A 26,669-nucleotide genomic window follows, 5' to 3' on the forward strand; every position below is an offset into this window, starting at 1 on the left:
TGGTCGCGCAGTGCCCCGCGTCCCTTCGGGGCCCTCCACGTGTTACCAAGGGCTATGCCTCCTCGCGATCGATACGACGCCGTCATCGTCGGCGGTGGTCACAACGGACTCGTCGCCGCCGCCTACCTCGCCCGCGCCGGACGTTCCGTCCTGCTCCTGGAGCGGCTCTCCGGCACCGGTGGCGCCGCCGTGTCCAGCCGCCCCTTCGCCGGGGTCGACGCCCGGCTCTCGCGCTACTCGTACCTGGTCAGCCTCCTGCCGCGGAAGATCGTCCGGGACCTCGACCTGGACTTCCGGGTGCGCACCCGCACCGTCTCCTCCTACACCCCCACCGAGCGCGACGGACAACCGGCCGGACTGCTCGTCGGCGGGGGAGAGGCACGCACCCGGGACGCGTTCGAACGGCTCACCGGCGGCCCGCGCGAGTACGAGGCCTGGCGGGAGTTCTACGCCATGACCGGGCAGGTCGCCGAGCAGGTGTTCCCCACACTGACCGAACCGCTGCCCACGCGCGAGGAACTGCGTGGGCGGGTCGGTGACGAGGCCGCCTGGCGGGCGCTCTTCGAGGAGCCCATCGGCGCCGCCATCGAGGAGCGGTTCGCCGACGACCTGGTGCGCGGCGTGGTGCTCACCGACGCCCTCATCGGGACGTTCGCCGACGCCCACGACCTGTCCCTGCGCCAGAACCGCTGCTTCCTCTACCACGTCATCGGCGGCGGCACCGGCGACTGGAACGTGCCGGTCGGCGGCATGGGCGCGCTCACCGGAGCCCTGGCCGCCGCGGCCCGCGCGGCGGGCGCCGAGCTCGCCACCGACCACGAGGTCACCCGGATCGAGTCGGACGGGCAGACGGCCGAGGTCACCTACCGCACGCCCGAGCGCGAGGCCACCGTCGCCGCCCGGCACGTCCTGGTCAACGCCTCACCGCAGGAGCTCGCCGCGCTCGTCGGCGACACGCCGCCCGCCCCGGCCGAAGGCGCCCAGCTCAAGGTCAACATGCTGCTCGAACGGCTGCCGAGACTGCGCGACACCTCCGTCGACCCGCACGAGGCCTTCGCCGGGACCTTCCACATCGGGGAGGGCTACGACGAGTTGGCGGCCGCGTACACCCAGGCCGCCTCCGGACAGCTGCCCGCCGCGCCGCCGTCCGAGATCTACTGCCACTCCCTGACCGACCCCAGCATCCTCGCCCCCGACCTCGCCGAGCGCGGCTTCCAGACCCTGACCCTCTTCGGGCTGCACACGCCCGCCCGCCTCTTCGCCCACGACAACGACGCCGTACGGGCCGAGCTGCTGAAGTCGACCCTGGCGCAGCTGGACGCGCACCTGGCCGAGCCGCTCGCCGACTGCCTGGCCACCGATGCCGAAGGACGCCCCTGCATCGAGGCCAGGACCCCGCTCGACCTGGAGCGCGACCTGCGCCTGCCCGGCGGCAACATCTTCCACCGCGACCTCGCCTTCCCCTACGCCCAGGACGACACGGGACGCTGGGGCGTGGAGACACGGCACGCGAACGTCCTGCTGTGCGGGGCGGGCGCCGTGCGCGGCGGCGGGGTCAGCGGCATCCCCGGACACAACGCGGCGATGGCGGCGCTGGGGGAGTAGGGCGGCGGGCAGGCCGGCTTGCGGCCTGCCCTCGGTTCCCGGCCCGCCCTCAGTCGGCCGACGAGGTCCAGCCCACCGCCTCGACGCGCGCCGCGTCGGCGGGCCGTGCCTCGTCGAAGGCCGTACGGCCGCCGTCCTCGACCCGCAGCCCGTCGGCGTACGCGCCGCGCCCCACGTAGAGCTGGTCCGTCGCGTACCGCCAGCGCAGCCGCACCCGTTCGCCCCGCAGGGCCGAGAGGTCCGCGGTCAGCCGGTGCCAGACGCGACCGGACCAGCCGGAGGCCGTGCCGTCGGGATGCTGCCGGGGGTCCGACCCCCTGTGCTGCGTCGTGAACGGCACCGGCTGCCACGTCGTGCCGTCGTCGCGCGATGCCTCCAGGCGCAGCTGGTCCGAGCCCGGCTCGGTGTCCCACCACAGCGAACACCGCAGCCGCGCGCGGTCCGTGGTGAGGGTCAGCGGCGGCAGCGTCAGGGTGGCCGTGGTGGCGTTCGCCATGCCGGAGAACCAGGCGGTGCGCCCACGCGCGGGACGGACCGGGACGGCGCGGGCCATGCGGTTGGCCGCCGCCACCCTGGGGGCGGAGCCGGAGCGCCAACTGCGCACCGGGTGGACCGAGTTGCCGAGGACGACGAGGAAGGAGTCGGTCGTGGGGTCCAGGACGAGGGAGGTGCCGGTGAATCCCGTGTGGCCCGCGGTGCGCGGTGTCGCCATCGCGCCCATGTACCAGTGCTGGTAGAGCTCGAAGCCCAGGCCGTGCTCGTCGCCGGGAAAGGCGGTGTTGAAGTCGGTGAACATCAGCTGCACGGACTCGGCGGACAGGATGCGGGAGCGGCCGTAGACCCCGCCGTTGAGCAGCGTGCGGCCGAGGACCGCGAGATCCCAGGCGCAGGAGAAGACGCCCGCGTGCCCGGCGACGCCGCCGAAGGCGAAGGCGTTCTCGTCGTGCACCTCGCCCCACACCATGCCGCGGTCCAGGCCCGACCAGGGCAGGCGGGCGTCCTCGGTGGCGGCGATCTTGGGCTGCCAGGACGTGGGCGGGTTGAAGCGCGTGCGGCGCATCCCGAGGGGAGCGGTGATCTCGTCGCGCAGCAGGGCGTCCAGGCCGAGGCCCGTGATCTTTTCGAGGACCAGCTGGAGCGAGATCAGGTTCAGGTCCGAGTAGAGGTACTTGGTGCCCGGCGGGTTGAGCGGCGCCTCCTGCCAGATCAGGCGCAGCCGCCCCTCGCGCGTGGGCTCCTTGTAGAGGGGGATCCAGGCGCGGAACCCCGAGGTGTGGGTGAGGAGCTGGCGGATGGTGATGTCCTGCTTGCCCGCGCCCCCGAAGTCGGGGAGGTAGGAGGCGACCTTGGCCTCCAGCTCCAGCTTCCCCCGCTCGATCTGCTGCACCGCGAGCAGCGAGGTGAACAGCTTGGAGACGGAGGCCAGGTCGAAGACCGTGTCCTCGGCCATCGCGATCTGCCGGTCGGCCGGCAGCTCGACGCCGGTGTCGGTCTTCTCGTCGTACGCCGCGTAGCGCACCGCCTTGCCGATGGGCCGGTGCAGGGCGACCGTGCCGCCGCGGCCCGCGAGCAGGACCGCGCCCGCGTACCAAGGGTGCTTGGGCGATGGGCCGAGGAACTGCTCGGCGTCGGCGACCAGTTGCCGCAGATGCCCGGCGAGCAGCCCGGCCCGCTCGGGGGTGCCGGGCCGCAGCGTCGGACGCCCGGCGCCGGCCGCGGACCCCGTCACCGCCGCGGCGGGACCCGCGGGGAACGGCACAAGGGCGAGCGCGCCGCCCAATGCCGCAACGCCCGCGCCCAGTTGGCGTCGGCTGAGACCGCCACCGCCCGCTCTGTCCGCCGCCCCGCTGTCCTCGGCCATGACCGTGCCCCCTCCTGGAACGCTCCGGAGCTGAAATTATCTTTCGGGATCACAAGAGACTGCTGAAACTTTCATGTCACTGCCCGGCCCTGTCAACCGCGGGCGCCCGGCAAAGATCTGACACTGCATCAGAAAATCTCTTCCGTCGTCCGGACGGCTGCGGCATCCTGCGCCCATGCAGACAGACCTGAGCAGGAAACTGGGGATCGAGCACGCCATCTTCGGCTTCACGCCCTTCCCCGCGGTGGCCGCCGCCATCAGCAGGGCGGGCGGATTCGGTGTGCTCGGCGCGGTCCGCTACACGGCGCCCGACGAGCTGGCCCGGGATCTCGACTGGATGCAGGAGCACGTCGACGACCGGCCCTACGGACTCGATGTCGTGATGCCCGCCAAGAAGGTCGAGGGGGTGAGCGAGGCCGACGTCGAGGAGATGATCCCCGAAGGACACCGGCAGTTCGTCCAGGACACCCTCGGCAAGTACGGCGTACCCGAACTCGCCGAGGGCGAAGCCTCCGGCTGGCGCATCACCGGCTGGATGGAGCAGGTCGCCCGCAACCAGCTCGACGTCGCCTTCGACTACCCGATCAAACTCCTCGCCAACGCGCTCGGCTCACCGCCCGCCGACGTCATCCGGCGCGCCCACGACCACGACGTCCTGGTCGCCGCTCTCGCGGGCAGCGCACGCCACGCGCGCAAGCACGCGGAGGCGGGCATCGACGTCATCGTCGCGCAGGGCTACGAGGCGGGCGGCCACACCGGCGAGATCGCCTCCATGGTCCTGACGCCCGAGGCCGTCGAGGCCGTCGCGCCGCTGCCGGTCCTCGCGGCCGGCGGCATCGGCAGCGGGGAGCAGATCGCGGCCGCGTTCGCGCTCGGCGCGCAGGGCGCGTGGCTCGGCTCCCTCTGGCTCACCACGACGGAGGCGGACCTGCACTCGCGGGCGCTCACCGAGAAGCTCCTGGCGGCGGGCTCGGGCGACACGGTCCGCTCGCGCGCCCTGACGGGCAAGCCCGCACGCCAGCTGCGCACCGAATGGACCGACGCCTGGGACGACCCGAACGGACCCGGCACGCTGCCCATGCCACTGCAAGGGCTCCTGGTCGCCGAGGCGGTGTCGCGCATTCAGAAGTACGAGGTCCAGCCGCTGCTCGGCACACCCGTCGGGCAGATCGTCGGCCGGATGAACAGCGAACGCAGCGTCCAGGCCGTCTTCGACGAGCTGACCCGCGGATTCGAGCGTGCCATCGACCGCGTGAACCGCATCGCCGGACGCGGCTGACGAGACGACGGAGGAGAGGCCCCTATGAGCAGCACGCCCCCCAACGGCTTCTGGGCGCAGGCCCAGGCCGACCCGGACCGTGCGGTACTGATCGCGCCCGACGGCGAGGAGTGGACCGCGCGACGCCTGCACGCGGCGGTCAATCAACTCGTCCACGGGCTGCGCGCCGCGGGCCTCGAACGCGGCGACGCCTTCGCCGTCGTGCTGCCCAACGGCGTCGAGTTCCTCACCGCGTACCTGGCGGCCTCACAGGCCGGTTTCTACCTGGTCCCGGTCAACCACCACCTGGTCGGACCGGAGATCGCCTGGATCGTCGCCGACTCCGGTGCGAAGGTGCTCGTCGCGCACGAGCGGTTCGCCCAAGCGGCGACCGACGCCGCCGACGAGGCGAAGCTCCCCGCCACCCACCGGTACGCCGTGGGCGCCATGGAGGGCTTCCGCCCGTACGCCGAACTCCTCGCAGGACAGCCGGAGTCCGTGCCCCGGGACCGCACGCTCGGCTGGGTCATGAACTACACCTCGGGCACCACGGGACGCCCGCGCGGCATCCGCCGCCCGCTGTCCGGCAAACTCCCCGAGGAGTCCTACCTCGGCGGCTTCCTCGGCATCTTCGGCATCAAGCCCTTCGACGGCAACGTGCACCTCGTCTGCTCGCCGCTCTACCACACCGCGGTCCTCCAATTCGCGGGCGCAGCCCTGCACATCGGCCACCCGCTGGTCCTGATGGACAAGTGGACGCCCGAGGAGATGCTCCGCCTCATCGACACCTACAAGTGCACGCACACCCACATGGTGCCGACCCAGTTCCACCGCCTGCTCGCACTGCCGGACGCCACGAAGGCGGCGTACGACGTGTCGTCCATGCGCCACGCCATCCACGGCGCCGCGCCCTGCCCCGACCACGTCAAACGGGCGATGATCGAATGGTGGGGCGAGTGCGTCGAGGAGTACTACGCGGCCAGCGAGGGCGGCGGCGCCTTCGCCACCGCGCAGGACTGGCTCAAGCGCCCCGGAACCGTCGGCAAGGCCTGGCCCATCAGCGAACTGGCCGTCTTCGACGACGACGGCAACCAACTGCCGCCCGGTGAACTCGGCACCGTCTACATGAAGATGAGCACCGGCGGATTCTCGTACCACAAGGACGAGTCCAAGACGAAGAAGAACCGCATCGGCGACTTCTTCACGGTCGGCGATCTCGGACTCCTGGACGAGGACGGTTATCTCTATCTCCGCGACCGCAAGATCGACATGATCATCTCGGGCGGCGTCAACATCTACCCCGCAGAGATCGAGTCCGCACTGCTCACCCACCCCGCCGTCGCGGACGCCGCCGCGTTCGGCATCCCGCACGACGAGTGGGGCGAGCAGGTCAAGGCGGTCGTCGAGGTGGCGGATGGCCATGAGGCGGGCGACGCGCTCGCCGCCGACGTCCTGGCCCACTGCGAGCGCCAGCTGGCGGGCTACAAACGCCCGAAGAGCGTCGACTTCATCGAGGTCATGCCCCGGGACCCGAACGGCAAGCTCTACAAGCGCCGCCTGCGCGAGCCGTACTGGGAGGGCAGGGAACGGGCGGTCTAGGGGCGGGTGCCGTACAGCGCGGGCAGGAGCTGTTCCTCCTCGTAGGCGAAGTGCTCCTCGAGGCCCGACGCGAGTCGGTCGAGTTCGCCGGCCAGGTCGGGGGCCGCGTCCGGGTCGGCGACGAGCGCCTCCAGTTCGGCCAGGGTCCGAGCGACCGTCTTGTGCTCCTCGCGGAGTCTGGCGATCCCCGGGGCCAGCTCCGGGAACTGGCGCTCCAGGTCGGTGAAGGCGCCGTCCTCGTTGGTGTGGTGCTCGTGGAGCGCGCCGCAGAGGGTGAGGCAGTGACGCGTGAGCTGGTGGCCGAGTGACAGTGCGGGGCGGTCGGCGCCGGTGGCCCGGTGCTCGGCCGCCTCCTCGCGTAAGGCGGTGAGTTCGGCGCGCAGTTCGGCGTGCACGCGGACCAAGTGGTCGGCGATCGCGCGATGGCGCGCCGGGTCGGCCGCGCTCAGGCGGTGCAACGCGATGACGGGGATGGTGCGGGCCGTGCCCTGCTGGTAGGCGGTGAAGGCCGGATCGCGCTCGCACTGCGCCGCGTACTGGCGGTCGCGTTCCTCGCCCTGGAGGGGCTCGGCCGTGGCCGGGAAGCGGTCGATGCCACCCTCGCCGTCGGCGATCTCGACGGTGATCCGTGGGTCGGCCAGGAGGTTGTGGTACCAGTCGGGGTTCTTGTCGCCGCCGCCGTTGGAGGCGAAGACGAGGAGCCGGTCTCCGTCGCGGGCGTACACGGCGGGGTTGCTCCGGGGCTGCCCGCTGCGGGCGCCGGTCGTGGTCAGGAGGACGAGCGGGGCGCCGGCGAACATGCCGCCGACCTGGCCGCCGCCTGCGCGGAACTCCGCCATGAGCTGCTGGTTGAACGCGGCGGGGGAGAAGGGCTGTGCGGGCTCTGCGGGGTGTTTCCCGGGCATGGCTGTGAACCCTTTCGATAGCATCGGCAGCGCAAGCGCGTTTGCTTTGAAAGCGAAATAGCTTTGAGTTCAAAGCTATTGAGGAGGGTGGCGAGTGTCAACCGGCGACCAGGCCGGTCCGGAGGTCGACGACGCCGTCCGGGCCCTGCTCCTGCTGATGCCGCGCATGGTCGGGCGGGTCAAGCGGATCAAGATCCCCGAAGAGCTGCAGTCGCTCGCGCTCGCGCCCCGCCACCTCTCGCTGCTCGCCTACCTCCTCTTCGACGGCCCGATGAGCGTCAACGACCTGGCCGCCCGCCTGGAGGTCGCCCCGACGACGGTGAGCCTGATGGTCGGCGAGCTGAGCCGTAAGGGGGTCCTGGAGCGGCGGGAGGACGAGGTCGACCGCCGGCGCAAGATCGTCAGCATCGCGGACGACCGCCGCGCGGCGATCGACGGCTGGCTCGGCCGCGGCGCCGTCGCCTGGCGCAAGGCGCTCGCCCCGCTGACGGCGGCCGAACGGAAGCTGTTCGTCGACACGCTCGCCGCGTACGAGGACGGGCTCGCCGACGACTGACTCCCTCCGCGCCACGTGGAGCAGTACCGCGCGGAGCCGCACAGCACGAAGCCGCACAGCACGGAGCCGGGCCACACCGCGCTTCAACGCGGCATGACCCGGCCCCAGTCGGTGCGGCGCCGCCTCAGCGGTGCTCGCGCACCTTGACCACCTTCAGCTTCGGGTCGCCCAGGATGTCCTTCTCGCAGAACCGCGACGTCACCCAGCGCTCATCGGCGTACAGCCGCGTCTGATCGCTGTAGTGCGGCGAGTTGGGGTTGGACGACTGCGAGTAGCTCAGGAGCGTGCGCGCCTGCGGGCAGCGCCCCTTGTCCCAGCCGACGGCCTGGATGTGGCTCGAACCGTGCGCCACCTCGGTGTAGCCGCCGCCCTTCGCGTCCCAGACCGGCTCGACCTTGTTCCACACGCCGATCGACTCCGTCCCGCCGTGGATCGGCAGCCGCTCCGCACCGCGTACGACGAACTGGTTCCTGCCCAGCGGCGCGTCGAGCGCGATGCCCGCCCCGCTCAGCTCGGTCACCGTGTCGGCCAGCGCGGTCGCGAAGCCCGGCGCGGCCGTGTTGAGGGTGTTCGGCGTGCGCACCGGGTCGGCGGCGGAGAACGGCACCTTCCACAGCTGGGCGTTCGGCACGGCCGCCACGAGCTTGCGCCAGAACCGGTCGAAGAGCAGAGCGCCCTTGCTGTCGGTGTTCATGCCATGGTCCCAGGCCTTGAGGGCGGCACAGGCCTTGCGTACGTCGACGGCCTTGCCGTCACTGCCCGTCGCGGTGCCCCCGGGCAGTGCGGCACACGCCCGCGCCGCGTCGTCGGCGGCCAGATCGCCCGCGGGCGCGCGGTTGGCGAACTGCTGCTTCTGGAGGTCCTTGACCGTCAGGCCGCCCTCCTTCGCCATCGCCGCCACATCCTCGACGGCGCCGCGCGTCCGCATGGAGCGCTGCGTGCCGATCGTCCCGAAGATCCGCTCGTAGCCCGTGATCGGCCGGTCCGCATTCGTGAGCCAGGCGCTGTCGTTGGAGTTCTCGGCGTACGGGGCGTCCTTGAGCGTGGGCATCTTCGAGGGGCCGAAGATGCCGGGCTGGAGAGCGTCCTCGTCCGAGCCGAGCGCGCAGTCACCGCGCGAACCGTCCAGCACGGCCACGCCCGACGCGGGATACGTCACCTTGCCCAGGTCCGTGGAACAGCGCCGGGCCAGGTCGTCGGTGATGCGGGGCAGCACCTGCGACTGGCTGAGCAGCGAGTGGCCCTTCCTGTCCGCGGCGATGGTGTTGACCCAGGGAAGGCCCTGGGTCTCGCGCAGCGCCTTCAGGACACCGTCGGTGGAGCGGGCCTTGCCGAAGCCGAGGTCGGTGTCGCTGCCGCGCAGGTTCGTGGCGTTGGGGTCGTTCAGGGCGTACGCCGTCTTCGCCGACCACGGCAGCGGGAGCTGTGCGCCCATGCCGGTGGTGACCGGCCCGTACCGGGTCCACCACTGGGTGCGGGTCACCGGAGCGCCGTCCTTGACCGGCACCTGGACCGTCCGCTTCGTCATCTTCTCCGGCTTGCCGTCCACCAGATAGGCGGTCGGATCGGCCGGGTCCAGCGTGAGCTGATGCAGGTTGAGGGTCACCCCGGTCGCCACCGTGTGGCTCCACGCCACATCGCCGTTGAAGCCGATGTTGACCACGCTCGTGCCGAGCAGCGAACCGCCCGAGACGTTCAGCTCGCCCGGGATGGTCTGCTGCGACTGCCAGAAGCGCCGGCCACCCTGCCAGGGGTAGTGCGGGTTGCCGAGCAGCAGACCCTTGCCGTTCGCGGTGGTCCTCCCGCTGAACGCGACGGCGTTGGAGCCCATGACGGCCTCGTCGGCCGAGAACAGCTTGCGGGCCTCCTTCGCGGTGCGCTCGGGGTCGGGCGCGCGGTCCGGGGCCGTCGCGGCCGGCGGCTGAGCGGCGGTGATGCCGTCGATGCCACGCCCCTGACCGCCGAGGACCTGCACGGCGAAGCCCTGGCGGGCCACGTCCAGGGAGGTGATCGGGCGCAGCCACTTGGCGCCCTTGCAGGCCGGGTCGGTGACGCGGTTCTGCTTCAGCCAGGCGTTGTAACCCGCCGCGAAGCCGCGCATCAGCTTCTTCGACTCGGCGCTCGGCCCTGCCGGGGCGGGCTGCTTGAGGAGTCTCTCCACCGTGTGCGTGTCGCGGACCCCGCCGAAGTAGAGGTCGCTGGAGAGGTTCGTCGTCGCCGAGGAGAGCGAACCGTCGGGCTTGCCGTCAGGACCGAAGTGACGTGACCGCTCCCCGCGCACCGTCACGTACCCCTCGGCCAGGGTGCACACCTGGTCGGCGGCCTGCGCCCAGCCGGTGCCGAAGCCGAGGTTCTCGTAATCCTTGGCGAGGATGTGCGGAATGCCGTACTGGGTGTAGCGGACGGTCGCGGACAGGCCGCCACCCGACGGGTGGGCGTCGTGCGCCTGCGCCGCGCCGGCGGTGACACCGGACGACGGCAGGAGGGCCGTGGCGGTCAACACGCTGATGCCGAGGGCCGTCAGGCGCCTGGAGCGGATGCGCATTGGTGCCTCCCAACTGGAGTGAGGGCAGGGGCGGTTGAGCGTACCAATCGGTATGTCCCTTGATCGAGCACCGGGACGGACCAGTTCGTACCGTGTCCGGAACCTTGACCGCCGAGACGCGCGCGGCACAGGATCACGCCATGACGGGTGTACGCAGCAATACGGTCGACGGGGTCCTGCGGCGCAGTGCGCGGCGCGTGCCGGGGCGAGTGGCTCTGCGCTATGGGGAGCGGGTCTGGACGTACGCCGAACTGGACACGGCCGTGTCGCGGGCCGCCCAGGTGCTGCGCGAGGAGGGCCTGGGCCACGGCGACCGCGTCGGCGCCTACGCCCACAACTCGGACGCCTATCTCATCGGCTTCCTGGCGTGCTCGCGGGCAGGCCTGGTCCACGTGCCGGTCAACCAGAACCTCGTCGGCGAGGACCTGGCGTACATCGTGGGGCAGTCGGGCAGTGCACTGGTCCTCGCCGACCCGGACCTCGCCCCGCGCCTTCCCGGTGACGTGCGCGTCATCGCCCTCCGCGACGCGGACGACTCACTGCTCGCGCGGCTCCCGGGTGCGGTGGCGTACGACGGTGAGGAGCCCGGCGCGGACGACCTCGCCCAGCTGCTCTACACCTCCGGCACCACAGCCCTCCCCAAGGGCGCGATGATGACGCACCGCGCCCTGGTGCACGAGTACGTCAGCGCCATCACCGCCCTCGACCTCAAGGAGACGGACAAGCCCGTCCACTCGCTGCCGCTCTACCACTCGGCCCAGATGCACGTCTTCCTGCTGCCGTATCTCGCGGTGGGCGCCGAGAACACCGTCATCGACGCGCCCGACGCCGAGCGGATCTTCGAGCTCGTAGAGGCGGGCCGCGCCGACAGCCTCTTCGCGCCGCCCACCGTGTGGATCGGCCTCTCGAACCACCCCGGCTTCGCCACCCGCGACCTCGGCGCCCTGCGCAAGGCCTACTACGGGGCGTCGATCATGCCCGTCCCCGTCCTGGAGCGGCTGCGCGAACGGCTGCCGTCGCTCGGCTTCTACAACTGCTTCGGCCAGAGTGAGATCGGCCCCCTCGCCACGGTCCTGGGGCCCGATGAGCACGAGGGGCGGATGGACTCCTGCGGGCGGCCCGTCCTGTTCGTGGAGGCGCGGGTCGTGGACGAGCGCGGCATCCAGGTGCCCGACGGGACACAGGGCGAAGTGGTCTACCGCTCGCCGCAGTTGTGCGAGGGCTACTGGGACAAGCCCGAGGAGACCAAAGAGGCGTTCCGCGACGGGTGGTTCCACTCCGGGGACCTCGCCGTGCGGGACGAGGAGGGCTACTTCACGGTCGTCGACCGGGTGAAGGACGTCATCAACTCCGGCGGTGTGCTCGTCGCGTCGCGCCAGGTCGAGGACGCGCTCTACACCCACGAGCGGGTCGCGGAGACGGCCGTGATCGGACTGCCGGACGAGCGCTGGATCGAGGCGGTCACCGCCGTCGTCGTACGCAACGGAGAGGTGACCGAAGCCGAACTCATCGACCACGCACGCGAGAAGCTCGCCCACTTCAAGGCGCCCAAATGGGTCCTCTTCGTGGACGAGCTGCCGCGCAACGCGAGCGGGAAGATCCTCAAGCGGGAGCTGCGGGACCGCTTCAGCGCGTCGTAGGCGCTGCGTGGTCGGCCGCTCGGCTACTTGTCCCGCAGATCCACGATCCGCTTGAACTTGCCCACCGACCGCTCGATCGTCTCCGGATCGACGATCTCGACCGCCACCGAGACGCCGATGCCGTCCTTCACCGCCGACGCGATCTCCCGGGCCGCCGCCTCGCGCCGCTCGGGGGTCGTGTCCGCGCGGGACTCGGCCCGCACCGTCAGCGCGTCCATGCGGCCCTCGCGGGTCAGGCGCAGCTGGAAGTGCGGGGCGACGCCCGGGGTCCGCAGGACGATCTCCTCGACCTGCGTGGGGAAGAGGTTCACGCCGCGCAGGATCACCATGTCGTCCGAGCGGCCCGTGACCTTCTCCATCCGGCGGAAGGTCCGCGCGGTGCCGGGCAGGAGGCGGGTCAGGTCGCGCGTGCGGTAGCGGATGACGGGCATGGCCTCCTTGGTGAGGGACGTGAAGACCAGCTCGCCGCGCTCGCCGTCCGGGAGGACCTCGCCGGTGATCGGGTCCACCACCTCCGGATAGAAGTGGTCCTCCCAGATGTGCAGGCCGTCCTTGGTCTCCACGCACTCCTGGGCCACCCCGGGGCCGATGACCTCGGAGAGCCCGTATATGTCCACCGCGTCGATCGCGAACCGCTCCTCGATCTCGCGGCGCATCTCCTCCGTCCACGGCTCGGCACCGAAGATGCCGACCTTGAGGGACGTCGTGCGCGGGTCGACGCCCTGGCGCTCGAACTCCTCCAGGAGCGTCAGCATGTACGACGGGGTCACCATGATGATCTCGGGGCGGAAGTCCTGGATCAGCTGGACCTGGCGCGCCGTCATGCCGCCGGAGGCGGGGATCACCGTGCAGCCGAGCCGCTCGGCCCCGTAGTGCGCGCCCAGACCGCCGGTGAACAGGCCGTACCCGTACGCCACATGGACCTTGTGCCCGGGACGGCCGCCCGCCGCGCGGATCGAGCGGGCGACGACGTCCGCCCACATCGACAGGTCCTGCTCGGTGTAGCCCACGACCGTGGGCCGCCCCGTGGTGCCGCTGGACGCGTGCAGGCGCCGCACCTCGGACTGCTCGACCGCGAACATCCCGAAGGGGTAGTTGTCCCGCAGATCGGTCTTGGCGGTGAACGGGAAGCGGGCCAGGTCGGCGAGCGAGCGGCAGTCGTCGGGGCGCAGGCCCGCCTTGTCGAACGCCGCCCGGTAGAAGGGCACGTTCTCGTACGCGTGCAGCAAGGTGTCCTGCAGGCGCTCCAGCTGCAGTGCTTCGAGCTCCTCGCGCCCGAGGCGCTCCGCCGCGTCCAGCATGGCCGTCATATGGAGTTTCTCCCGTCCCAAACGGGCGACCGATCATTCGGTCGTGGATCTTCTGTCGAGGTCAGTAATCCAGCCCCGGAGGCGGCCGTCAAGAGATCGCACAGGGCCGCTTTGAGCTGGGGCGCTTTGCGGCCCAACGGCATTGTCCGGGCGCGGCGCGAGATGTGATGATCACCCCCATGCCGACATTCACCGCATACGACGGGACCGAGCTCGCCTACCACGAGAAGGGGGAGGGCGAGCCGCTGCTCTGTGTGCCGGGCGGCCCCATGCGCGCCTCCGCCTACCTCGGCGATCTCGGCGGCCTGACCGCGCACCGCCGGCTGATCCTGCTCGACCTGCGCGGCACGGGCGACTCCGCGGTGCCGACCGACCCGGCGACGTACCGCTGCGACCGACTGGTGGACGACGTCGAGGCGCTGCGCGAGCACCTCGGCCTCGAAGAGGTAGACCTGCTCGGCCATTCGGCGGCGGGCAACATCGCCACGCTGTACGCGGCCCGCCACCCGAAGCGGCTCCGCCGCCTCGTCCTGATCACCCCGGCCACGCAGTCGCTCGGCCTCACGCTGGGCGCGCGGGATCACCTGGACGCCGCCTTCGCCCGGCGGAACGAGCCCTGGTATCCGGCCGCCGAGGCCGCCCTCAAGGAGATCGCGGGCGGGCGCGATCCCCTGGAGGTGTGGGAGGCGATCGTGCCCCTGGCCTACGGGCGCTGGGACGACGCGGCGCGGGCGCACCAGGCGGCGAGCGCGCGGGAGAAGAACGCGGAGGCGGCTGCTCTGTTCTACGGTGACGGAGCGTTCGACCCCGCGGGTACGCGCGCCGCCCTGGCCGGGCTGACGGCGCCGGTGCTGGTCCTCGCGGGGGAGTACGACGCCGCACCGAACCCCGCGCACGCGCAGGAGTTCGCCGGGCACTTCCCGGGCGGGGTGCGCCAAGTGCAGCCGGGCGGTGGGCACTTCCCGTGGCTGGACGATCCGGAGTGGTTCGCGCGGCGGGTGGCGGGGTTCCTCGCGCAGGACTAGGGCTGCCAAGGCTCCGATCAGCAAGACTCGGACCACCAAGGAGAAAACTGTGCGTCTTACCTCGTCCGCAGGGCGTCTGTTCATCGCCGGGGCTACGACGGTGGCTCTGTTGGCCGGGAGCGGGGCGGCCGTCGCCGCTGCCGCGCAGCCGTCCGCGGTCACGTCGTCCGTCGCCTCCTCGGGGGCGTACGCCCGGCTCCACCCGCTCGTCGATCTCGCCGCGCAGCGCCTGGCCACGGCCGATCTTGTCGCCGCCGCCAAGTACGGCACCGGTAGCCCTGTCGACGACCCTGCCCGCGAGCAGCAGGTTCTCGACGATGTCGAGCGGCAGGCGCGGGAGTGGGGCGCCGATCCCGAGGCGACCGTGCGGATCTTCCGGGACCAGATCGAGGCCAACAAGGTGGTGCAGCGGGAGCTGCACCGGCGGTGGGACGCGGATCCCTCGCAGGCGCCGGGGCCGGGGGAGCGGCCTGACCTTGCGGAGGTGCGCAAGGAGATCAACCGGGTGAACGGGGAGTTGGTGCGGGGGATCGCTCTGTCTTCCGCTGCGCGGTCGGCTTCGTCCTGCCGGGGGCTTGTGGTCGTGGGTGCCGTGCGGGTTCGCCATGAGCGGCAGCTTGATGCGCTGCATGCGGTGGCTTTGGGGCGGGCGCTGCCGTCCGTCTGCGCGGCGGCTTGACGGTCCCTTCCAGACCGCCGCTTCGCGACGGATGCTTTCCCGCCCACCCACCCGATCACCCTGCGGTGTGTCGGCTTGGGTGGGTGGGGTTGTCCGGCGGTGTGTCGGCTCGGGGTGGGTGGGATCACTCCGGGGTGTGTCGGCTCGGGTGGGCAGGACCGCCTCGTGGCGTTGCCGGCTTGGGTGGGTGGGCTTGCCCTGCGGTGTGTCGGCTTGGGTGGGTGGCATTGTTCTGCGGCCGTGTCGGCTCAGCCCTTCGCTGCCACCGACTTCGCCCACCGGTAGTCCGCCTTGCCGCTCGGGGAACGCTGGATCTCGGTGGTGAAGACCACGGAGCGGGGGATCTTGTAGCCGGCGAGGTGGGTGCGGCAGTGGGTCTGGACGGCTTCCAGGTCCAGCGGGGGTGCGCCGTCCCGGAGTTGGATCACGGCGGCCACGCGGCTGCCCCAGCGTTCGTCGGGGACACCGGCGACCAGCGCGTCGTACACGTCCGGATGTGACTTCAGCGCCTGCTCGACCTCCTCCGGATACACCTTCTCGCCACCGGTGTTGATGCACTGCGAGCCCCGGCCGAGGACGGTGACGATGCCGTCCTCGTCGACGGTGGCCATGTCGCCGAGCAGCACCCAGCGCTCGTCGCCCTTCTGGAAGAAGGTCTCGGCGGTCTTCACCGGGTCGTTGTAGTAGCCGAGCGGCACGTGGCCGCGCTGGGCAAGGCGGCCCACCTCGCCCACCGCCACCGGCTCGTGCGTGGCCAGATCCACCACCTGCGTACGTTCGTTGACCTCGAGCCGGAAGCCCTTCTCCGGGCCCGAGTCGTCCGTCGCCTTGCCGTTGGACCCGGACTCGGACGACCCGAAGTTGTTCAGGAGCAGGACGTTCGGGGCGAGCTCCTGGAACTGGGCGCGCACGGTCTCCGACATGATCGCCCCGGAGGACGAGACGCTGAACAGCGAGGACAGGTCGGTGCCCTTGAGCGGGCCGTGCAGGGCGTCGATGAGGGGCCTGAGCATCGCGTCGCCCACCAGCGACACGCTGGAGACCTTCTCGCGCTCGATGGTGCGCAGCAGTTCCTCGGGGACGTACTTGCGGTGAATGGCCACCCGCTGGCCGTAGTTGAAGGCGATGAACGACGTCAGCGTCGACGTGCCGTGCATCAGCGGGGGAGCGGGGAAGAACGTGATGCCCGGTCCGCCCGCCGCGACGCGCTCGGCCAGTTCCTCGGGCCGCTTCACCGGCTCGCCCGCGGGTTCACCGCCGAAGAGCCCGGCGAAGAACAGGTCCTCCTGGCGCCACATGACGCCCTTGGGCATGCCGGTGGTGCCGCCGGTGTAGATGATGAACAGGTCGTCGGCCGAGCGCGCCGCGAACCCGCGCTCCGGCGAACCGGCCGCCTCGGCCCGGGCGAAGGCCACCACGTCGAGCGCGGGCGCGTCGGCCGGCGGGGTCCCCACCCGCACCAGATGCCGCAGCTTCTCCGTACGCGGCAGCGCCGCCGCGACCCGCTCGGTGAACTCCGCGTCGAAGACTAGCGCGGCCAGGTCCGCGTCGCGGTAGAGGTAGACCAACTCTTCTTCGACATAACGGTAGTTGACGTTGACCGGGACGAGGCGTGCCTTGAGGCAGGCGAGCACGGTCTGCAGGTACTCGACGCCGTTGTAGAGGTGGAGCCCCAGATGTTCGCCGGGCTTCAGGCCGCTGTCGATCAGGTGGTGCGCGAGACGGTTGGCGGCCCGGTCGAGCTCGGCGTACGTCAGCCTGCGTTCCGCCCCGGTGCCGGGGTGATCGATGTACACGAGCGCCTCGCGGTCGGGGACCACGTCGACGACCGACTCGAACAGGTCGGCAAGGTTGTACTCCACCGCTCCTCCTGACCCCGGCGTCATGTCCTGTGGCGGTCATCAGAGCAGAGGCACCCACAAGTGGGAAGGGTGCTCGTTGAAGAAATCTGACTGCCTGTCAGAAAACTATTGAACTGGCTCCCCGCCTACTGCAACCTGTTCCAGGTCCGAAGCCGACAGCGGACGGTCGACGCAGGCCGGCCGTTGACGAGCCGCTAGGAGAGGGAGCACGGCTATGGGTGGGACGGAACATCTCGCTGTGCGGCGCGAAGGCGCCACACTGATACTCACGCTCAACCGGCCGGAGGCGAAGAACGCGCTCTCGCTGCCGATGCTGGTGGGCCTCTACGACGGATGGGTGGCCGCCGACGAGGACGACGCGATCCGCTCCGTCGTGCTCACCGGAGCGGGCGGCGCGTTCTGCGCCGGCATGGACCTCAAGGCTCTCGCGGGCAAGGGGATGGGCGGCGACCAGTACCGCGACCGGATGAAGGCCGACCCGGACCTGCACTGGAAGGCGATGCTGCGCCACCACCGCCCCCGCAAACCCGTCATCGCCGCGGTCGAGGGGTACTGCGTCGCGGGCGGCACGGAGATCCTCCAGGGCACCGACATCCGGGTCGCTGGCGAATCCGCGACGTTCGGACTCTTCGAGGTCAAGCGCGGTCTCTTCCCCATCGGCGGCTCGACCGTGCGGCTGCCGCGGCAGATTCCTCGTACGCACGCCCTGGAGATGCTGCTCACCGGGCGGCCCTACTCGGCGGCCGAGGCCGCGTCGATCGGCCTCGTCGGCCACGTCGTGCCCGACGGCACCGCGCTGGAGAAGGCCCTTGCCATCGCCGAGCAGATCAACGCGTGCGGGCCGCTGGCCGTGGAGGCGGTGAAGGCGTCCGTGTACGAGGCCGCGGAGATGTCCGAGGCGGACGGGCTCGCGGCTGAGCTGAAGCGGGGGTGGCCGATCTTCGACACCGCCGACGCGAAGGAGGGCTCCAGAGCCTTTGCGGAGAAGCGGCCCCCCGTGTTCCGGCGCGCTTAGGTCCCATCTCGTCTGCGGGGCCGCCGTGGCCGGTCGCGCAGTTCCCCGCGCCCCTTCGGGGCGCTCAGAAACGGAGTTCTGCTCATGGCATCCGCTCCCTCACCCGAAGTGCTGCGTGCCCCGCTCGTCGTCGAGTTTCCCTTCACCCGGTCCCTCGGGCCGGTGCAGAGCGCGTTCCTGACCGGGCTGCGTGAACGCACCGTGCTCGGCGTGAAGACCAAGGACGGCAGGACGCTCGTCCCGCCCGTCGAGTACGACCCCGTCACCGCCGACGAGATCCGCGACCTGGTGGAGGTCGGTGCCACGGGCACCGTCACCACCTGGGCCTGGAACCACGAACCCCGCAGGGGACAGCCCCTGGACACCCCCTTCGCCTGGGTCCTGGTGAAGCTAGACGGCGCCGACACCGCCCTGCTGCACGCCCTGGACGTCTCCGGTCCCGATGCCGTCAGGACCGGCATGCGTGTCCGGGTCCGCTGGGCCGCCGAACGCACCGGCGCCATCACCGACATCGCCTGCTTCGAGGCGTACGAAGGCGATGACGTGGGTGAAGTCGGCGCGCACTCCGGGGAGTTCAGCGAGCCCGTCACCGGGATCGTCGCCGCCGCCCGGCTCGACTACACCTACGCTCCGGGACGCGCCCAGACCGCCTACATCAAGGCGCTCTCCGAGCAGAAGACCGTCGGCGAGCGCTGCCCCTCCTGCCGCAAGGTCTACGTCCCGCCGCGCGGCGCCTGCCCCACCTGCGGCGTCGCCACGGCCGAGCGGGTCGAGGTCGGGCCGCGCGGCACCGTCACCACGTACTGCATCGTCAACATCAAGGCGAAGAACCTCGACATCGAAGTGCCCTACGTCTACGCGCACATCGCCCTGGACGGCGCGGACCTCGCCCTGCACGCCCGCATCGCGGGCATCCCCTATGACCAGGTGCGGATGGGCCTGCGCGTCGAGCCGGTGTGGACCGAGGGCGCACGCTTCCCCGATCACTACCGGCCCACGGGCGAGCCGGACGCCGACTACGACACGTACAAGGAGCTGGTGTAGATGCCGTCCGCGAAGCCGTCCGTGATGCGGCCCGTCCGGGACATCGCCATCGTGGCCTTCGGACAGACCGACCATCTGCGCTCCACCGACGAGCTCTCCGAGGTGGAGATGCTCATGCCGGTGCTGCACGAGGTGCTCGCCGCCACCGGCATGAAGACCAGCGACATCGGCTTCACCTGCTCCGGCTCCTCGGACTATCTCGCGGGACGTGCCTTCTCCTTCACGATGGCGCTCGACGGGGTTGGCGCCTGGCCGCCGATCTCCGAGTCGCACGTCGAGATGGACGGGGCCTGGGCGCTGTACGAGGCGTGGACCAAGCTGCTCACCGGCGAGGCCGACACCGCGCTCGTGTACTCCTACGGCAAGTCGTCCCCCGGGTCGGTGCGTGACGTGCTGACCCGGCAGCTCGACCCGTACTACGTGGCGCCGCTGTGGCCGGACTCGGTCGCCCTCGCCGCCCTCCAGGCGCAGGCCCTGATCGACGCGGGGGACACCGACGAGCCCGCGCTCGCCGGGGTCGCGGCGCGCAGCCGCCAAAACGCCACCGCCAACTCCCATGCCCAGCTGAGGGGTTCGGTGCCGCAAGGGGACTACGTCGTACGTCCGCTGCGCACCGGTGACTGCCCGCCCATCGGGGACGGGGCCGCCGCCGTGATCCTCGCGGCAGGGGACCGGGCCCGTGACCTGTGCGAGCGGCCCGCGTGGATCCGCGGGATCGACCACCGCATCGAGGCGCACGGCCTCGGCGTGCGCGACCTCACCGACTCGCCGTCCAGCCGCCTCGCCGCCGAGCGGGCCGGTGTCTTCGAACGGCCGGTGGACACCGCCGAGTTGCACGCGCCGTTCACCTCCCAGGAGGTCGTCCTGCGCAAGGCGCTGAAGCTGGGCGACGACGTCGCGGTGAACCCGTCCGGGGGTGCGCTCGCCGCGAACCCCGTCATGGCCGCCGGACTGATCCGGCTCGGCGAGGCCGCCGCCCGCATCCACCGGGGCGAGTCGGACCGGGCCGTCGCGCACGCCACGTCCGGCCCATGCCTCCAGCAGAACCTGGTCGCCGTCCTCGAAGGAGAGTCGTGATGAGTGGGGTGGGCAAGGAGCCCGTGGCCGTCGTCGGGATCGGCCAGACCAAGCACGTCGCCGCCCGGCGGGACGTCTCGATCGCGGGACTCGTCCGCGAGGCGGCCCAACAGGCGCTCACGGACGCCGAGTTGACGTGGGCCGACATCGACGCCGTGGTCATCGGCAAGGCGCCCGACTTCTTCGAGGGCGTCATGATGCCCGAGCTGTACCTCGCCGACGCGCTCGGCGCGGTGGGCAAACCGATGCTGCGCGTCCACACGGCGGGCTCCGTCGGCGGCTCCACGGCACTGGTCGCGTCGAACCTGGTCGCGGGCCGCGTCCACGGCACCGTGCTGACCCTCGCCTTCGAAAAGCAGTCGGAATCCAACGCGATGTGGGGACTCTCGCTGCCCATCCCCTTCCAGCAGCCGCTCCTCGCGGGCGCGGGCGGCTTCTTCGCCCCGCACGTGCGCGCCTACATGCGGCGCACCGGCGCCCCCGACACCGTCGGCTCGCTCGTCGCGTACAAGGACCGCCGCAACGCCCTGAAGAACCCCTACGCCCACCTGCACGAACACGACATCACCCTGGAGAAGGTCCAGGCGTCGCCGATGCTCTGGGACCCGATCCGCTACTCCGAGACCTGCCCGTCCTCCGACGGGGCCTGCGCGATGATCCTCACCGACCGTGCGGGCGCGGCCCGTTCGCCCCGGCCGCCCGCCTGGATGCACGGCGGCGCGATGCGCAGCGAGCCGACTCTGCACGCAGGCAAGGACTTCGTGTCGCCGCAGGCGGGCAAGGACTGCGCGGCCGACGTCTACCGGCAGGCGGGGGTCACCGACCCGCGGCGCGAGATCGACGCCGTCGAGATGTACGTGCCGTTCTCCTGGTACGAGCCGATGTGGCTGGAGAACCTGGGCTTCGCCGCGGAGGGCGAGGGCTGGAAGCTCACCGAGTCGGGCGTGACGGAGCTGGACGGCGATCTGCCCGTCAACATGTCGGGCGGCGTCCTGTCCACCAATCCCATCGGCGCCTCGGGGATGATCCGCTTCGCCGAAGCGGCACTTCAGGTGCGCGGCCAGGCCGGCGAGCACCAGATCGACGGCGCCCGCAGGGCACTCGGACATGCGTACGGGGGTGGCTCGCAGTTCTTCTCCATGTGGCTGGTCGGCGCGGAGCCGCCCACGACCTGAGGGGTCCGTCGAGCCGGACAGGCGGCCGTCCTCCTTCCGCGGCCTGTCCGGCATCGGTACCGAAAGCTAGGCTGGCGGGCGGACGACGCATCGGGAGGAGCACGGACGTGGCCGAAGGCACCATTCAGCAGCATCCGCTCGCAGGTCAGCAGCGCCCGCTCACGGGCTGGGACAAGCCGGAGCTCGACCTCAGCACAGCGGACTGGCAATCCAGCAGCGAGGGGCGGGGTGATGTGGAGATCGCCTTCGTCGAAGGCTTCATCGCGATGCGCAACGCAGGCCGCCCCGAGAGTCCGTCCCTGATCTTCACTCCGGCGGAGTGGGGAGCTTTCGTGCACGGCGCGCGTTCGGGGGAGTTCGATCTGACGTAGGCCGTGTGGGGCGTTGTGGACCCTCGTCTCCGGCTGTCGCGGCCGCTCGCGGCTTCCGCCGTGCTGACCTGGTGACTTCGGACTCTGCCCCCGGCCCGCCTGCTGGACGAGGCTGGGACCGGAAGCAGAGCCGGTCGACCTTGGCCTTGCGCCGGAGACGAGGAAGCCATGAGCGCCGAAGCGCCCGTTGAACCTGTTGTGGTGGCCGTCGACGGGTCCGTCGGCAGCGACCACGCCCTGGAATGGGCCCTGACCGCGGCGCGGATGCGCAACGCGCCGCTGCGGGTCGTGCATGTGCGGCAGTACGCGATGCCGCTGGCCGACGGTCCGTACATGCCGACCGTCGACCACCGGCTCGACGCCGACCCAATCATCGACCGCACGCGCAGGGCCCTGGAAAGACGCCCCGAGCTGCCCTCCCTGGACTTCGATGTCGTGGAGGGCGCCCCGGGCCGGGACGTTCCGGGCCTGGGCGACGGGGCGCAGCTGCTCGTTCTCGGGTCGCGCGGGCGCGGCGGCTTCGCCAGCCTGCTGCTCGGCTCGAAAGGGCTCGCGGCCGCCCGGGAGGCGGCGTGCCCCGTGGTGGTGGTGCGGCCGGGCGAGGAGATCAAGGCGGGCGCCGAGCCGTGCGTGGTGCTCGGGCTCGACGTGCTCAACCCGCACGACGACACGATCGGCTTCGCCTTCGCGGAAGCGGCGCTGCGGGGCGCGGCGCTCCGGGTCGTCTGCGCCTATCCGGGACCCGTCCTCGTCTACACGGCCACCGGCGACTTCGTGACGTCGGCGGAGGCGGACGCGGCGACGTCGGCGCGGTACACGGAGCTGGCGGGCGAGCAGCTCGCGCCCTTCCAGGAGCGGTATCCCGCGGTGGGCGTCGAGAAGGAAGTCCTGCCGGGGGACGCGGCCGGGCTGCTGGTGGAGGCCTCGCGGGACGCGGAGCTCGTCGTGGTGGGGCGGCATCAGAGCCGGATGCCGTTGGGGCGGCTGATGGGGTCGGTGACCAACGCGGTCCTGCTGCACGCGAAGGGTGCGGTGGCCGTGGTGCCCCCGGAGCCCCGCTAGGGCGGCCGGCCTCACAACCGGGCCTCGCCTTGCGGCCGGGCGTCGCCTCACAACCGGGCCTCGCCTTGCGACCGGGCCTCGCCTCATAACCGGGCCTTGCCTCGCGACCGGGCCTCGCCTCGCAACCGGGCCTCGCCTCGCGTAAGGGTCTGTGCCTTGCGTACGGGCCTGTGCCTCTTCGCGCAACGGACCGATGCTCCACGCATGGGCCGGTGCTCCACGCATGGGCCGGCCCGCACGCCCAGTCCTGATGCCTCACCGCAGCACCACGCACCCCCGTCCCTCCAGCCTCCGCAGCAGTTCCTGGGGCACCGAGACCTCGTTCCAGCGCAGGTCCAGCTTCTCCAGCGAGGGCAGGTCGCCGATCCAGGGCGGAAGCTCCCGCAGGCGGTTGGCCCGCAGGTCGAGCCTGCGCAGCAGGGGCAGGCCGCGCAGCGCCTCCGGCACCGTCGCGAACCGGTTCTCGCGCAGCTCCAGTTCGCGCAGCGCGCTCAGGCGGCCGACCGTGGCGGGCAGCGAGGTGAGGCGGTTGCCGCGCAGCCACAGCTCGCGCAGGGCCGTGAGCCCGCCGAGCGACGCGGGGACCGACGTCAGGTGGTTGTGCTGGGCGCGCAGCTCCACCAGGGCCCGCAGTGAGCCCAGGGTCTCCGGCAGCGACGTCAGCCGGTTCTCGCCCACGTTGAGGTACGTCAGCCGCTTCAGGTCGCCCAGCGCGTCCGGCAGCGACGTGAGGCGGTTGTCGTGGACGTACAGGAAGCGGCTCAGGGCCGTGAGGTCGCCCAGCTCGGGCGGCAGCTCGGTCAGTTGGTTGTGGCCCAGGTCCAGGGTGTGCAGTGCGGCCAGGGCGCCGATCCGCGCGGGGAGCCGCGTGAGCGCGTTGTCGGGAAGCAGCAGGACCTCCAGGGACGGGTGGTGCCACACCTCGTCGGGGACCTCGCTCAGGCCGCCGTGCCAGTAGTTGAGTACGTTCTCGCCGCCGACCGTCACGTGAGGGTCCTTTCGTCCGATGCCAATGCCAATGCCGAAGCCAATGCCACAGCCAACCGCACCGCTGTGGCCGAATCGGCTCCCGGCGGGCCCCGCGGGCGTAATCTGAAGTGCCTGAAGGCCAAGGCATGCGCAGCGGAAGGCGCCCGGCGCACCACCGTGGCGGGGGGTGTCCCATCGTGCACCACGTCACCCACGGCAAGCGGCCCCTCTTCGAACGCGAGAGTGAACTCGCCGCAGTCGACGAGGCGTTGAGCGAGCTGTGCGGTCTGTCGCGGGACGGCTCCGAGCCCACGGACAGGCCCCGAGGCGCGCTCATCGCCTTCGCGGGGCGCGCGGGGCTCGGCAAGACCTCCCTCCTGGCCGAGGCGCGCCGCCGCGCCGCGGCCAAGGGCTGCACGGTGGCGCCGGCCCGCGGCAGCGACCAGGAACAGCGGGTCGCCTTCCACGTGGCGCGGCAGCTGGTGCAGCCGCTGCTCGCCTCCGTCCCCGACGCGGAACTGCGGGACGTCCTGGGCAGTTGGTACGGCGTCGTCGGCCCCGCCCTGGGGCTCTGTGCCGCGCCGGACGACGCGCCGCCCGACCCGCAGGGGCTGCGCGACGGGCTGGACTGGGTGCTCACCCATCTCGCCGTGCAGCGCGCCCCGTTGGTGGTCGTCGTCGACGACGCGCACTGGGCCGATGCGGAGTCCCTGAGCTGGCTGTCCGCCTTCGCGCCCCGTGCGGAGGCCCTGCCGCTGCTGCTCGTCGTCGCCTACCGCCCCGAGGAACTGCCCGCCCACGCCGAGGAGTTCAGAGGCCTGCCCGGGCGTGCCGGGCAGCGGCCCATCGGGCTCGAACCGCTCAGCGCCACCGCGGTGGCGCGTCTCGTACGCGACATGCTGGGCGCCCGCGCCGACGACGCGTTCTGCCGCGAGTGCTGGGCGGTCACCGCGGGCAATCCGTTCGAGGCCGTGGAACTGACCGCGAAGGTGCACGACCGGGGGCTGACCCCCGACGAGGCGGGCGCGCATCTGCTGCGCGATCTCGCCGCCGCCGTGAAGGGCAGTGGTCTGGTCGCCCGCCTGGAGCGCCTGGGCACCTCCACCGTCCGCTTCGCCTGGGCCTGCGCCGTCCTCGGCACCTCGATCTCCCCGACGCTGGCCGCCGCCGTCGCGGGCATCGGCGAGCGGGAGGCCGACGACTGCGCCGACCGGCTGCGCCGCGCCCGCGTCCTGACCGGCGCCCGCACCCTGGAGTTCGTGCACCCGCTGATCGCCACCGCCGTCTACCGCGCCATCCCCTGCGGCGTACGCGTCGCCCTGCACGGCCAGGCCGCCTGGTCCGTGGTCAACGCGGGGCTCGGCGCGTCCGCCGCGGCCCGCCACCTCCTCGAAGTCCACCCCGACGGCGACACCTGGGTCGTGCAGCAGCTGCGCGCCGCCGCCCGCGAGACCGTCCGCGCGGGCGCCCCCGATGCGGCCCGGCGCTATCTGGCCCGCGCCCTGCGCGAGCCGCCGGCCTGGGAGGAGCGCGCCGCGGTCCTCTACGAGCTGGGCTGCGCCTCCCACCTGACCGAACCGGCCACGACCGTCAACCACCTGCGCGCCGCGCTCGAGGAGCCCATCACCGACCCCGCCCTGCGCCACGGCATCGTCTACCGCCTCTCCCAGGTCCTCGCCCACTCCGACCGCCTGGGCGAGGCCTCCGACACCCTCGCCCGCGAGATCCGGCTCACCACCGAGCCGCGGGTGCGGATCCGGATGCAGGCCGAGCAGTTCATGTGGGACGCCTTCCGGGCCGACGAACCGGACTCGCCGGCCCGCTCACGGCGCCTGGCCCGGCTCGCCGACCGGCTGCCCGGCCGCGACCTCACCGAGCGGTACATCATCGGGCTGCGCGCCTGGGACGCGATGCTGCGCGCCGAGCCCGCCGACACCGCCGTCCGGCACGCCGAGCGCGCCCTGGTCGGCGGGCTCGGCTGGGCCGAGGAGGACCGGGGCTTCGAGGTCCCCGTCCTGGTCGCGCTCACCTTCCTGTACGCGGACCGGCCGGGGCGGGCCGAGGAGCTGTTCGCCGCCGGGATCGCCGACTTCGAGCGCCAGGGCTGGCGCGGCGCCCACCTGTCGTTCGCGTACACGCTTCTCGGGTACGTGCGCTTCCGGCGCGGCCGCCTCGCCGAGGCCGAGGACTTCGTGCGCGCCGGGCTGCGGATCGCCGAGCGGGTGGGTCCGGGAACGCCCGCGCACTGGTACGCCGTGGGCATCCTCATCGAGATCCTGCTGGCCCGCGGCCGCACCGCCGAGGCCACCCGCACCGCCGATGAGTACGGCTTCGGGGAGCCGTTCCCCTCGGCCGTCGTCTTCCCCGACGCGCAGGCCGTGCACGGCGAACTGCTCCTGGCCCGCGGCCTCACCGAGGACGCGGCGGCCGAACTCGCCGCGGCGGGCCGCCGCCTCGACCCGCGCGGCATGCGCAACCCCGCCTGGTGCCCCTGGCAGCTCCACCTCGCGCTCGCCGAGGCCGAGGACGCGCCCGAGCGCGCGCTCGCCACCGCGTACGAAGCGGTCCGGCGGGCCCGCAGGTTCGCCACCGCCTCCGCGATCGGGCAGGCGCTGCGGATCACCGCCGAGGTCGCGTCGGGCTCCGCGCGCATCAAGCTCCTGGAGGAGTCCGTCAGCCACCTGGAGCGGTCGCCCGCGGCGTACGAACTCGCCTGTGCGCTGGTCTGCCTGGGCGGCGAACTGCGCCGCCTGGGCCGCCCCAAGGACGCCGCCGACCCCCTCTACCGCGGGCTCGAAGCCGCCGTCCAGTGCGGCGCGGACGGCCTGGTCGAGCGGGCCCGCGAGGAGCTGGCGGCGGCCGGGCTGCGCCCCCGTCTGCTGCACAGCACCGAGACGGAGACGCTCACGGCGCGTGAGCGCACCGCCGCCGCGCTCACCGTCCGCGGCGAGTCCGCCGCCCGCGTCGCCGAGGAGCTGCACACCGACGAGGCCACCGTCGTGCGGCTGCTGTCCGCCGTGTACCGGAAAGTGGGAACGGATCACTCCGGTCTCGCCGCCGCGCTCGGCGCCCCGCCACCCCCGCTGACCTCGCGCTGAACACAGGAGTGCC

Annotated in this window: 20 protein-coding genes; 14 read left to right on the forward strand and 6 right to left on the reverse strand. The window is 71.9% G+C overall.

What is annotated here, in order from left to right; translation table 11 throughout:
• The first annotated feature begins 54 nt into the window (after window positions 1-54).
• Entirely contained in the window at window positions 55-1,605 is a 1,551-nt protein-coding gene (locus ACIGXX_RS01575) for an NAD(P)/FAD-dependent oxidoreductase (protein ID WP_351157205.1), read from the forward strand.
• A gap of 49 nt (window positions 1,606-1,654) precedes the next feature.
• Here ACIGXX_RS01575 and ACIGXX_RS01580 read toward each other — a convergent pair whose 3' ends face one another.
• Window positions 1,655-3,466 (reverse strand): serine hydrolase, encoded by a 1,812-nt coding sequence (locus ACIGXX_RS01580; protein WP_399971782.1) that lies wholly within the window; start codon window positions 3,464-3,466, stop codon window positions 1,655-1,657.
• 175 nt (window positions 3,467-3,641) lie between these two features.
• On the opposite strand from ACIGXX_RS01580, the gene ACIGXX_RS01585 reads away from it, so the two are divergent.
• The gene (locus ACIGXX_RS01585; RefSeq protein ID WP_399971784.1) at window positions 3,642-4,745 is read left to right on the forward strand and encodes an NAD(P)H-dependent flavin oxidoreductase; all 1,104 of its coding nucleotides are present in this window, start codon (window positions 3,642-3,644) and stop codon (window positions 4,743-4,745) included.
• A gap of 24 nt (window positions 4,746-4,769) precedes the next feature.
• Window positions 4,770-6,323, forward strand: coding sequence for an acyl-CoA synthetase (locus ACIGXX_RS01590; RefSeq protein WP_361472858.1), 1,554 nt, complete (start codon window positions 4,770-4,772; stop codon window positions 6,321-6,323).
• Here ACIGXX_RS01590 and ACIGXX_RS01595 read toward each other — a convergent pair.
• Window positions 6,320-7,228 (reverse strand): nitroreductase/quinone reductase family protein, encoded by a 909-nt coding sequence (locus ACIGXX_RS01595; RefSeq protein ID WP_361472855.1) that lies wholly within the window; start codon window positions 7,226-7,228, stop codon window positions 6,320-6,322. The genes ACIGXX_RS01590 and ACIGXX_RS01595 overlap by 4 nt on opposite strands.
• A gap of 157 nt (window positions 7,229-7,385) precedes the next feature.
• Here ACIGXX_RS01595 and ACIGXX_RS01600 point away from each other — a divergent pair, with 157 nt between their 5' ends.
• Entirely contained in the window at window positions 7,386-7,784 is a 399-nt protein-coding gene (locus tag ACIGXX_RS01600; protein WP_383817148.1) for a MarR family transcriptional regulator, read from the forward strand.
• A gap of 124 nt (window positions 7,785-7,908) precedes the next feature.
• Here ACIGXX_RS01600 and ACIGXX_RS01605 read toward each other — a convergent pair whose 3' ends face one another.
• Complete coding sequence (locus ACIGXX_RS01605) at window positions 7,909-10,329, reverse strand: penicillin acylase family protein (RefSeq protein ID WP_399971787.1); 2,421 nt, start codon at window positions 10,327-10,329, stop codon at window positions 7,909-7,911.
• Window positions 10,330-10,469: 140 nt separating this feature from the next.
• Between ACIGXX_RS01605 and ACIGXX_RS01610 the strand changes: the two genes are divergently transcribed.
• A complete protein-coding gene (locus tag ACIGXX_RS01610; protein ID WP_399971789.1) occupies window positions 10,470-11,969 on the forward strand; it encodes an acyl-CoA synthetase in 1,500 nt (499 codons plus the stop codon).
• A gap of 23 nt (window positions 11,970-11,992) precedes the next feature.
• Here ACIGXX_RS01610 and paaK read toward each other — a convergent pair whose 3' ends face one another.
• Entirely contained in the window at window positions 11,993-13,279 is a 1,287-nt protein-coding gene (gene paaK, locus ACIGXX_RS01615; protein ID WP_361472845.1) for a phenylacetate--CoA ligase PaaK, read from the reverse strand.
• A gap of 179 nt (window positions 13,280-13,458) precedes the next feature.
• On the opposite strand from paaK, the gene ACIGXX_RS01620 reads away from it, so the two are divergent.
• On the forward strand, window positions 13,459-14,304 hold the full coding sequence (locus ACIGXX_RS01620; protein WP_399971792.1) for an alpha/beta fold hydrolase: 846 nt from the start codon (window positions 13,459-13,461) through the stop codon (window positions 14,302-14,304).
• A gap of 49 nt (window positions 14,305-14,353) precedes the next feature.
• The gene (locus tag ACIGXX_RS01625; protein ID WP_399971794.1) at window positions 14,354-14,983 is read left to right on the forward strand and encodes a chorismate mutase; all 630 of its coding nucleotides are present in this window, start codon (window positions 14,354-14,356) and stop codon (window positions 14,981-14,983) included.
• Window positions 14,984-15,231: 248 nt separating this feature from the next.
• On the opposite strand, the gene ACIGXX_RS01630 is transcribed toward ACIGXX_RS01625, so the two are convergent.
• Window positions 15,232-16,845: an acyl-CoA synthetase gene (locus tag ACIGXX_RS01630; RefSeq protein WP_351157181.1), complete on the reverse strand. Its 1,614-nt coding sequence runs from the start codon at window positions 16,843-16,845 to the stop codon at window positions 15,232-15,234.
• A 214-nt stretch (window positions 16,846-17,059) separates the two neighbouring features.
• Between ACIGXX_RS01630 and ACIGXX_RS01635 the strand changes: the two genes are divergently transcribed.
• The 6 genes from ACIGXX_RS01635 (at window position 17,060) to ACIGXX_RS01660 (ending at window position 22,589) form a co-directional block, all read left to right on the forward strand.
• Window positions 17,060-17,860 (forward strand): crotonase/enoyl-CoA hydratase family protein, encoded by an 801-nt coding sequence (locus ACIGXX_RS01635; protein ID WP_351157179.1) that lies wholly within the window; start codon window positions 17,060-17,062, stop codon window positions 17,858-17,860.
• A gap of 84 nt (window positions 17,861-17,944) precedes the next feature.
• Complete coding sequence (locus ACIGXX_RS01640) at window positions 17,945-18,904, forward strand: Zn-ribbon domain-containing OB-fold protein (RefSeq protein WP_399971797.1); 960 nt, start codon at window positions 17,945-17,947, stop codon at window positions 18,902-18,904.
• Window positions 18,905-19,981 carry a thiolase domain-containing protein gene (locus ACIGXX_RS01645; protein ID WP_361472829.1) on the forward strand — a complete coding sequence of 359 codons (1,077 nt, stop codon included), beginning with the start codon at window positions 18,905-18,907 and terminating at the stop codon, window positions 19,979-19,981. It abuts the gene before it with no gap.
• Window positions 19,982-19,989: 8 nt separating this feature from the next.
• Window positions 19,990-21,156, forward strand: coding sequence for a thiolase domain-containing protein (locus tag ACIGXX_RS01650; RefSeq protein ID WP_351158001.1), 1,167 nt, complete (start codon window positions 19,990-19,992; stop codon window positions 21,154-21,156).
• A gap of 107 nt (window positions 21,157-21,263) precedes the next feature.
• A complete protein-coding gene (locus ACIGXX_RS01655) occupies window positions 21,264-21,527 on the forward strand; it encodes a DUF397 domain-containing protein (protein WP_351157173.1) in 264 nt (87 codons plus the stop codon).
• A 168-nt stretch (window positions 21,528-21,695) separates the two neighbouring features.
• Window positions 21,696-22,589, forward strand: a complete 894-nt coding sequence (locus tag ACIGXX_RS01660) for a universal stress protein (protein WP_399971800.1) — start codon at window positions 21,696-21,698, stop codon at window positions 22,587-22,589.
• 255 nt (window positions 22,590-22,844) lie between these two features.
• On the opposite strand, the gene ACIGXX_RS01665 is transcribed toward ACIGXX_RS01660, so the two are convergent.
• The gene (locus ACIGXX_RS01665) at window positions 22,845-23,576 is read right to left on the reverse strand and encodes a leucine-rich repeat domain-containing protein (protein ID WP_399971802.1); all 732 of its coding nucleotides are present in this window, start codon (window positions 23,574-23,576) and stop codon (window positions 22,845-22,847) included.
• Window positions 23,577-23,755: 179 nt separating this feature from the next.
• On the opposite strand from ACIGXX_RS01665, the gene ACIGXX_RS01670 reads away from it, so the two are divergent.
• Complete coding sequence (locus ACIGXX_RS01670) at window positions 23,756-26,656, forward strand: ATP-binding protein (protein WP_399971804.1); 2,901 nt, start codon at window positions 23,756-23,758, stop codon at window positions 26,654-26,656.
• Window positions 26,657-26,669 lie beyond the last annotated feature (13 nt).

Source organism: Streptomyces sp. NPDC055243 (assembly GCF_044544025.1).
GTDB lineage: Bacteria > Actinomycetota > Actinomycetes > Streptomycetales > Streptomycetaceae > Streptomyces.

Bases quoted from the DNA above. Each gene is read 5' to 3' on its own strand.
- ACIGXX_RS01575 (WP_351157205.1), top strand. From the start codon at position 55: ATGCCTCCTCGCGATCGATACGACGCCGTCATCGTCGGCGGTGGTCAC.
- ACIGXX_RS01580 (WP_399971782.1), bottom strand. From the start codon at position 3,466: ATGGCCGAGGACAGCGGGGCGGCGGACAGAGCGGGCGGTGGCGGTCTC.
- ACIGXX_RS01585 (WP_399971784.1), top strand. From the start codon at position 3,642: ATGCAGACAGACCTGAGCAGGAAACTGGGGATCGAGCACGCCATCTTC.
- ACIGXX_RS01590 (WP_361472858.1), top strand. From the start codon at position 4,770: ATGAGCAGCACGCCCCCCAACGGCTTCTGGGCGCAGGCCCAGGCCGAC.
- ACIGXX_RS01595 (WP_361472855.1), bottom strand. From the start codon at position 7,228: ATGCCCGGGAAACACCCCGCAGAGCCCGCACAGCCCTTCTCCCCCGCC.
- ACIGXX_RS01600 (WP_383817148.1), top strand. From the start codon at position 7,386: ATGCCGCGCATGGTCGGGCGGGTCAAGCGGATCAAGATCCCCGAAGAG.
- ACIGXX_RS01605 (WP_399971787.1), bottom strand. From the start codon at position 10,329: ATGCGCATCCGCTCCAGGCGCCTGACGGCCCTCGGCATCAGCGTGTTG.
- ACIGXX_RS01610 (WP_399971789.1), top strand. From the start codon at position 10,470: ATGACGGGTGTACGCAGCAATACGGTCGACGGGGTCCTGCGGCGCAGT.
- paaK (WP_361472845.1), bottom strand. From the start codon at position 13,279: ATGACGGCCATGCTGGACGCGGCGGAGCGCCTCGGGCGCGAGGAGCTC.
- ACIGXX_RS01620 (WP_399971792.1), top strand. From the start codon at position 13,459: ATGCCGACATTCACCGCATACGACGGGACCGAGCTCGCCTACCACGAG.
- ACIGXX_RS01635 (WP_351157179.1), top strand. From the start codon at position 17,060: ATGGGTGGGACGGAACATCTCGCTGTGCGGCGCGAAGGCGCCACACTG.
- ACIGXX_RS01640 (WP_399971797.1), top strand. From the start codon at position 17,945: ATGGCATCCGCTCCCTCACCCGAAGTGCTGCGTGCCCCGCTCGTCGTC.
- ACIGXX_RS01645 (WP_361472829.1), top strand. From the start codon at position 18,905: ATGCCGTCCGCGAAGCCGTCCGTGATGCGGCCCGTCCGGGACATCGCC.
- ACIGXX_RS01660 (WP_399971800.1), top strand. From the start codon at position 21,696: ATGAGCGCCGAAGCGCCCGTTGAACCTGTTGTGGTGGCCGTCGACGGG.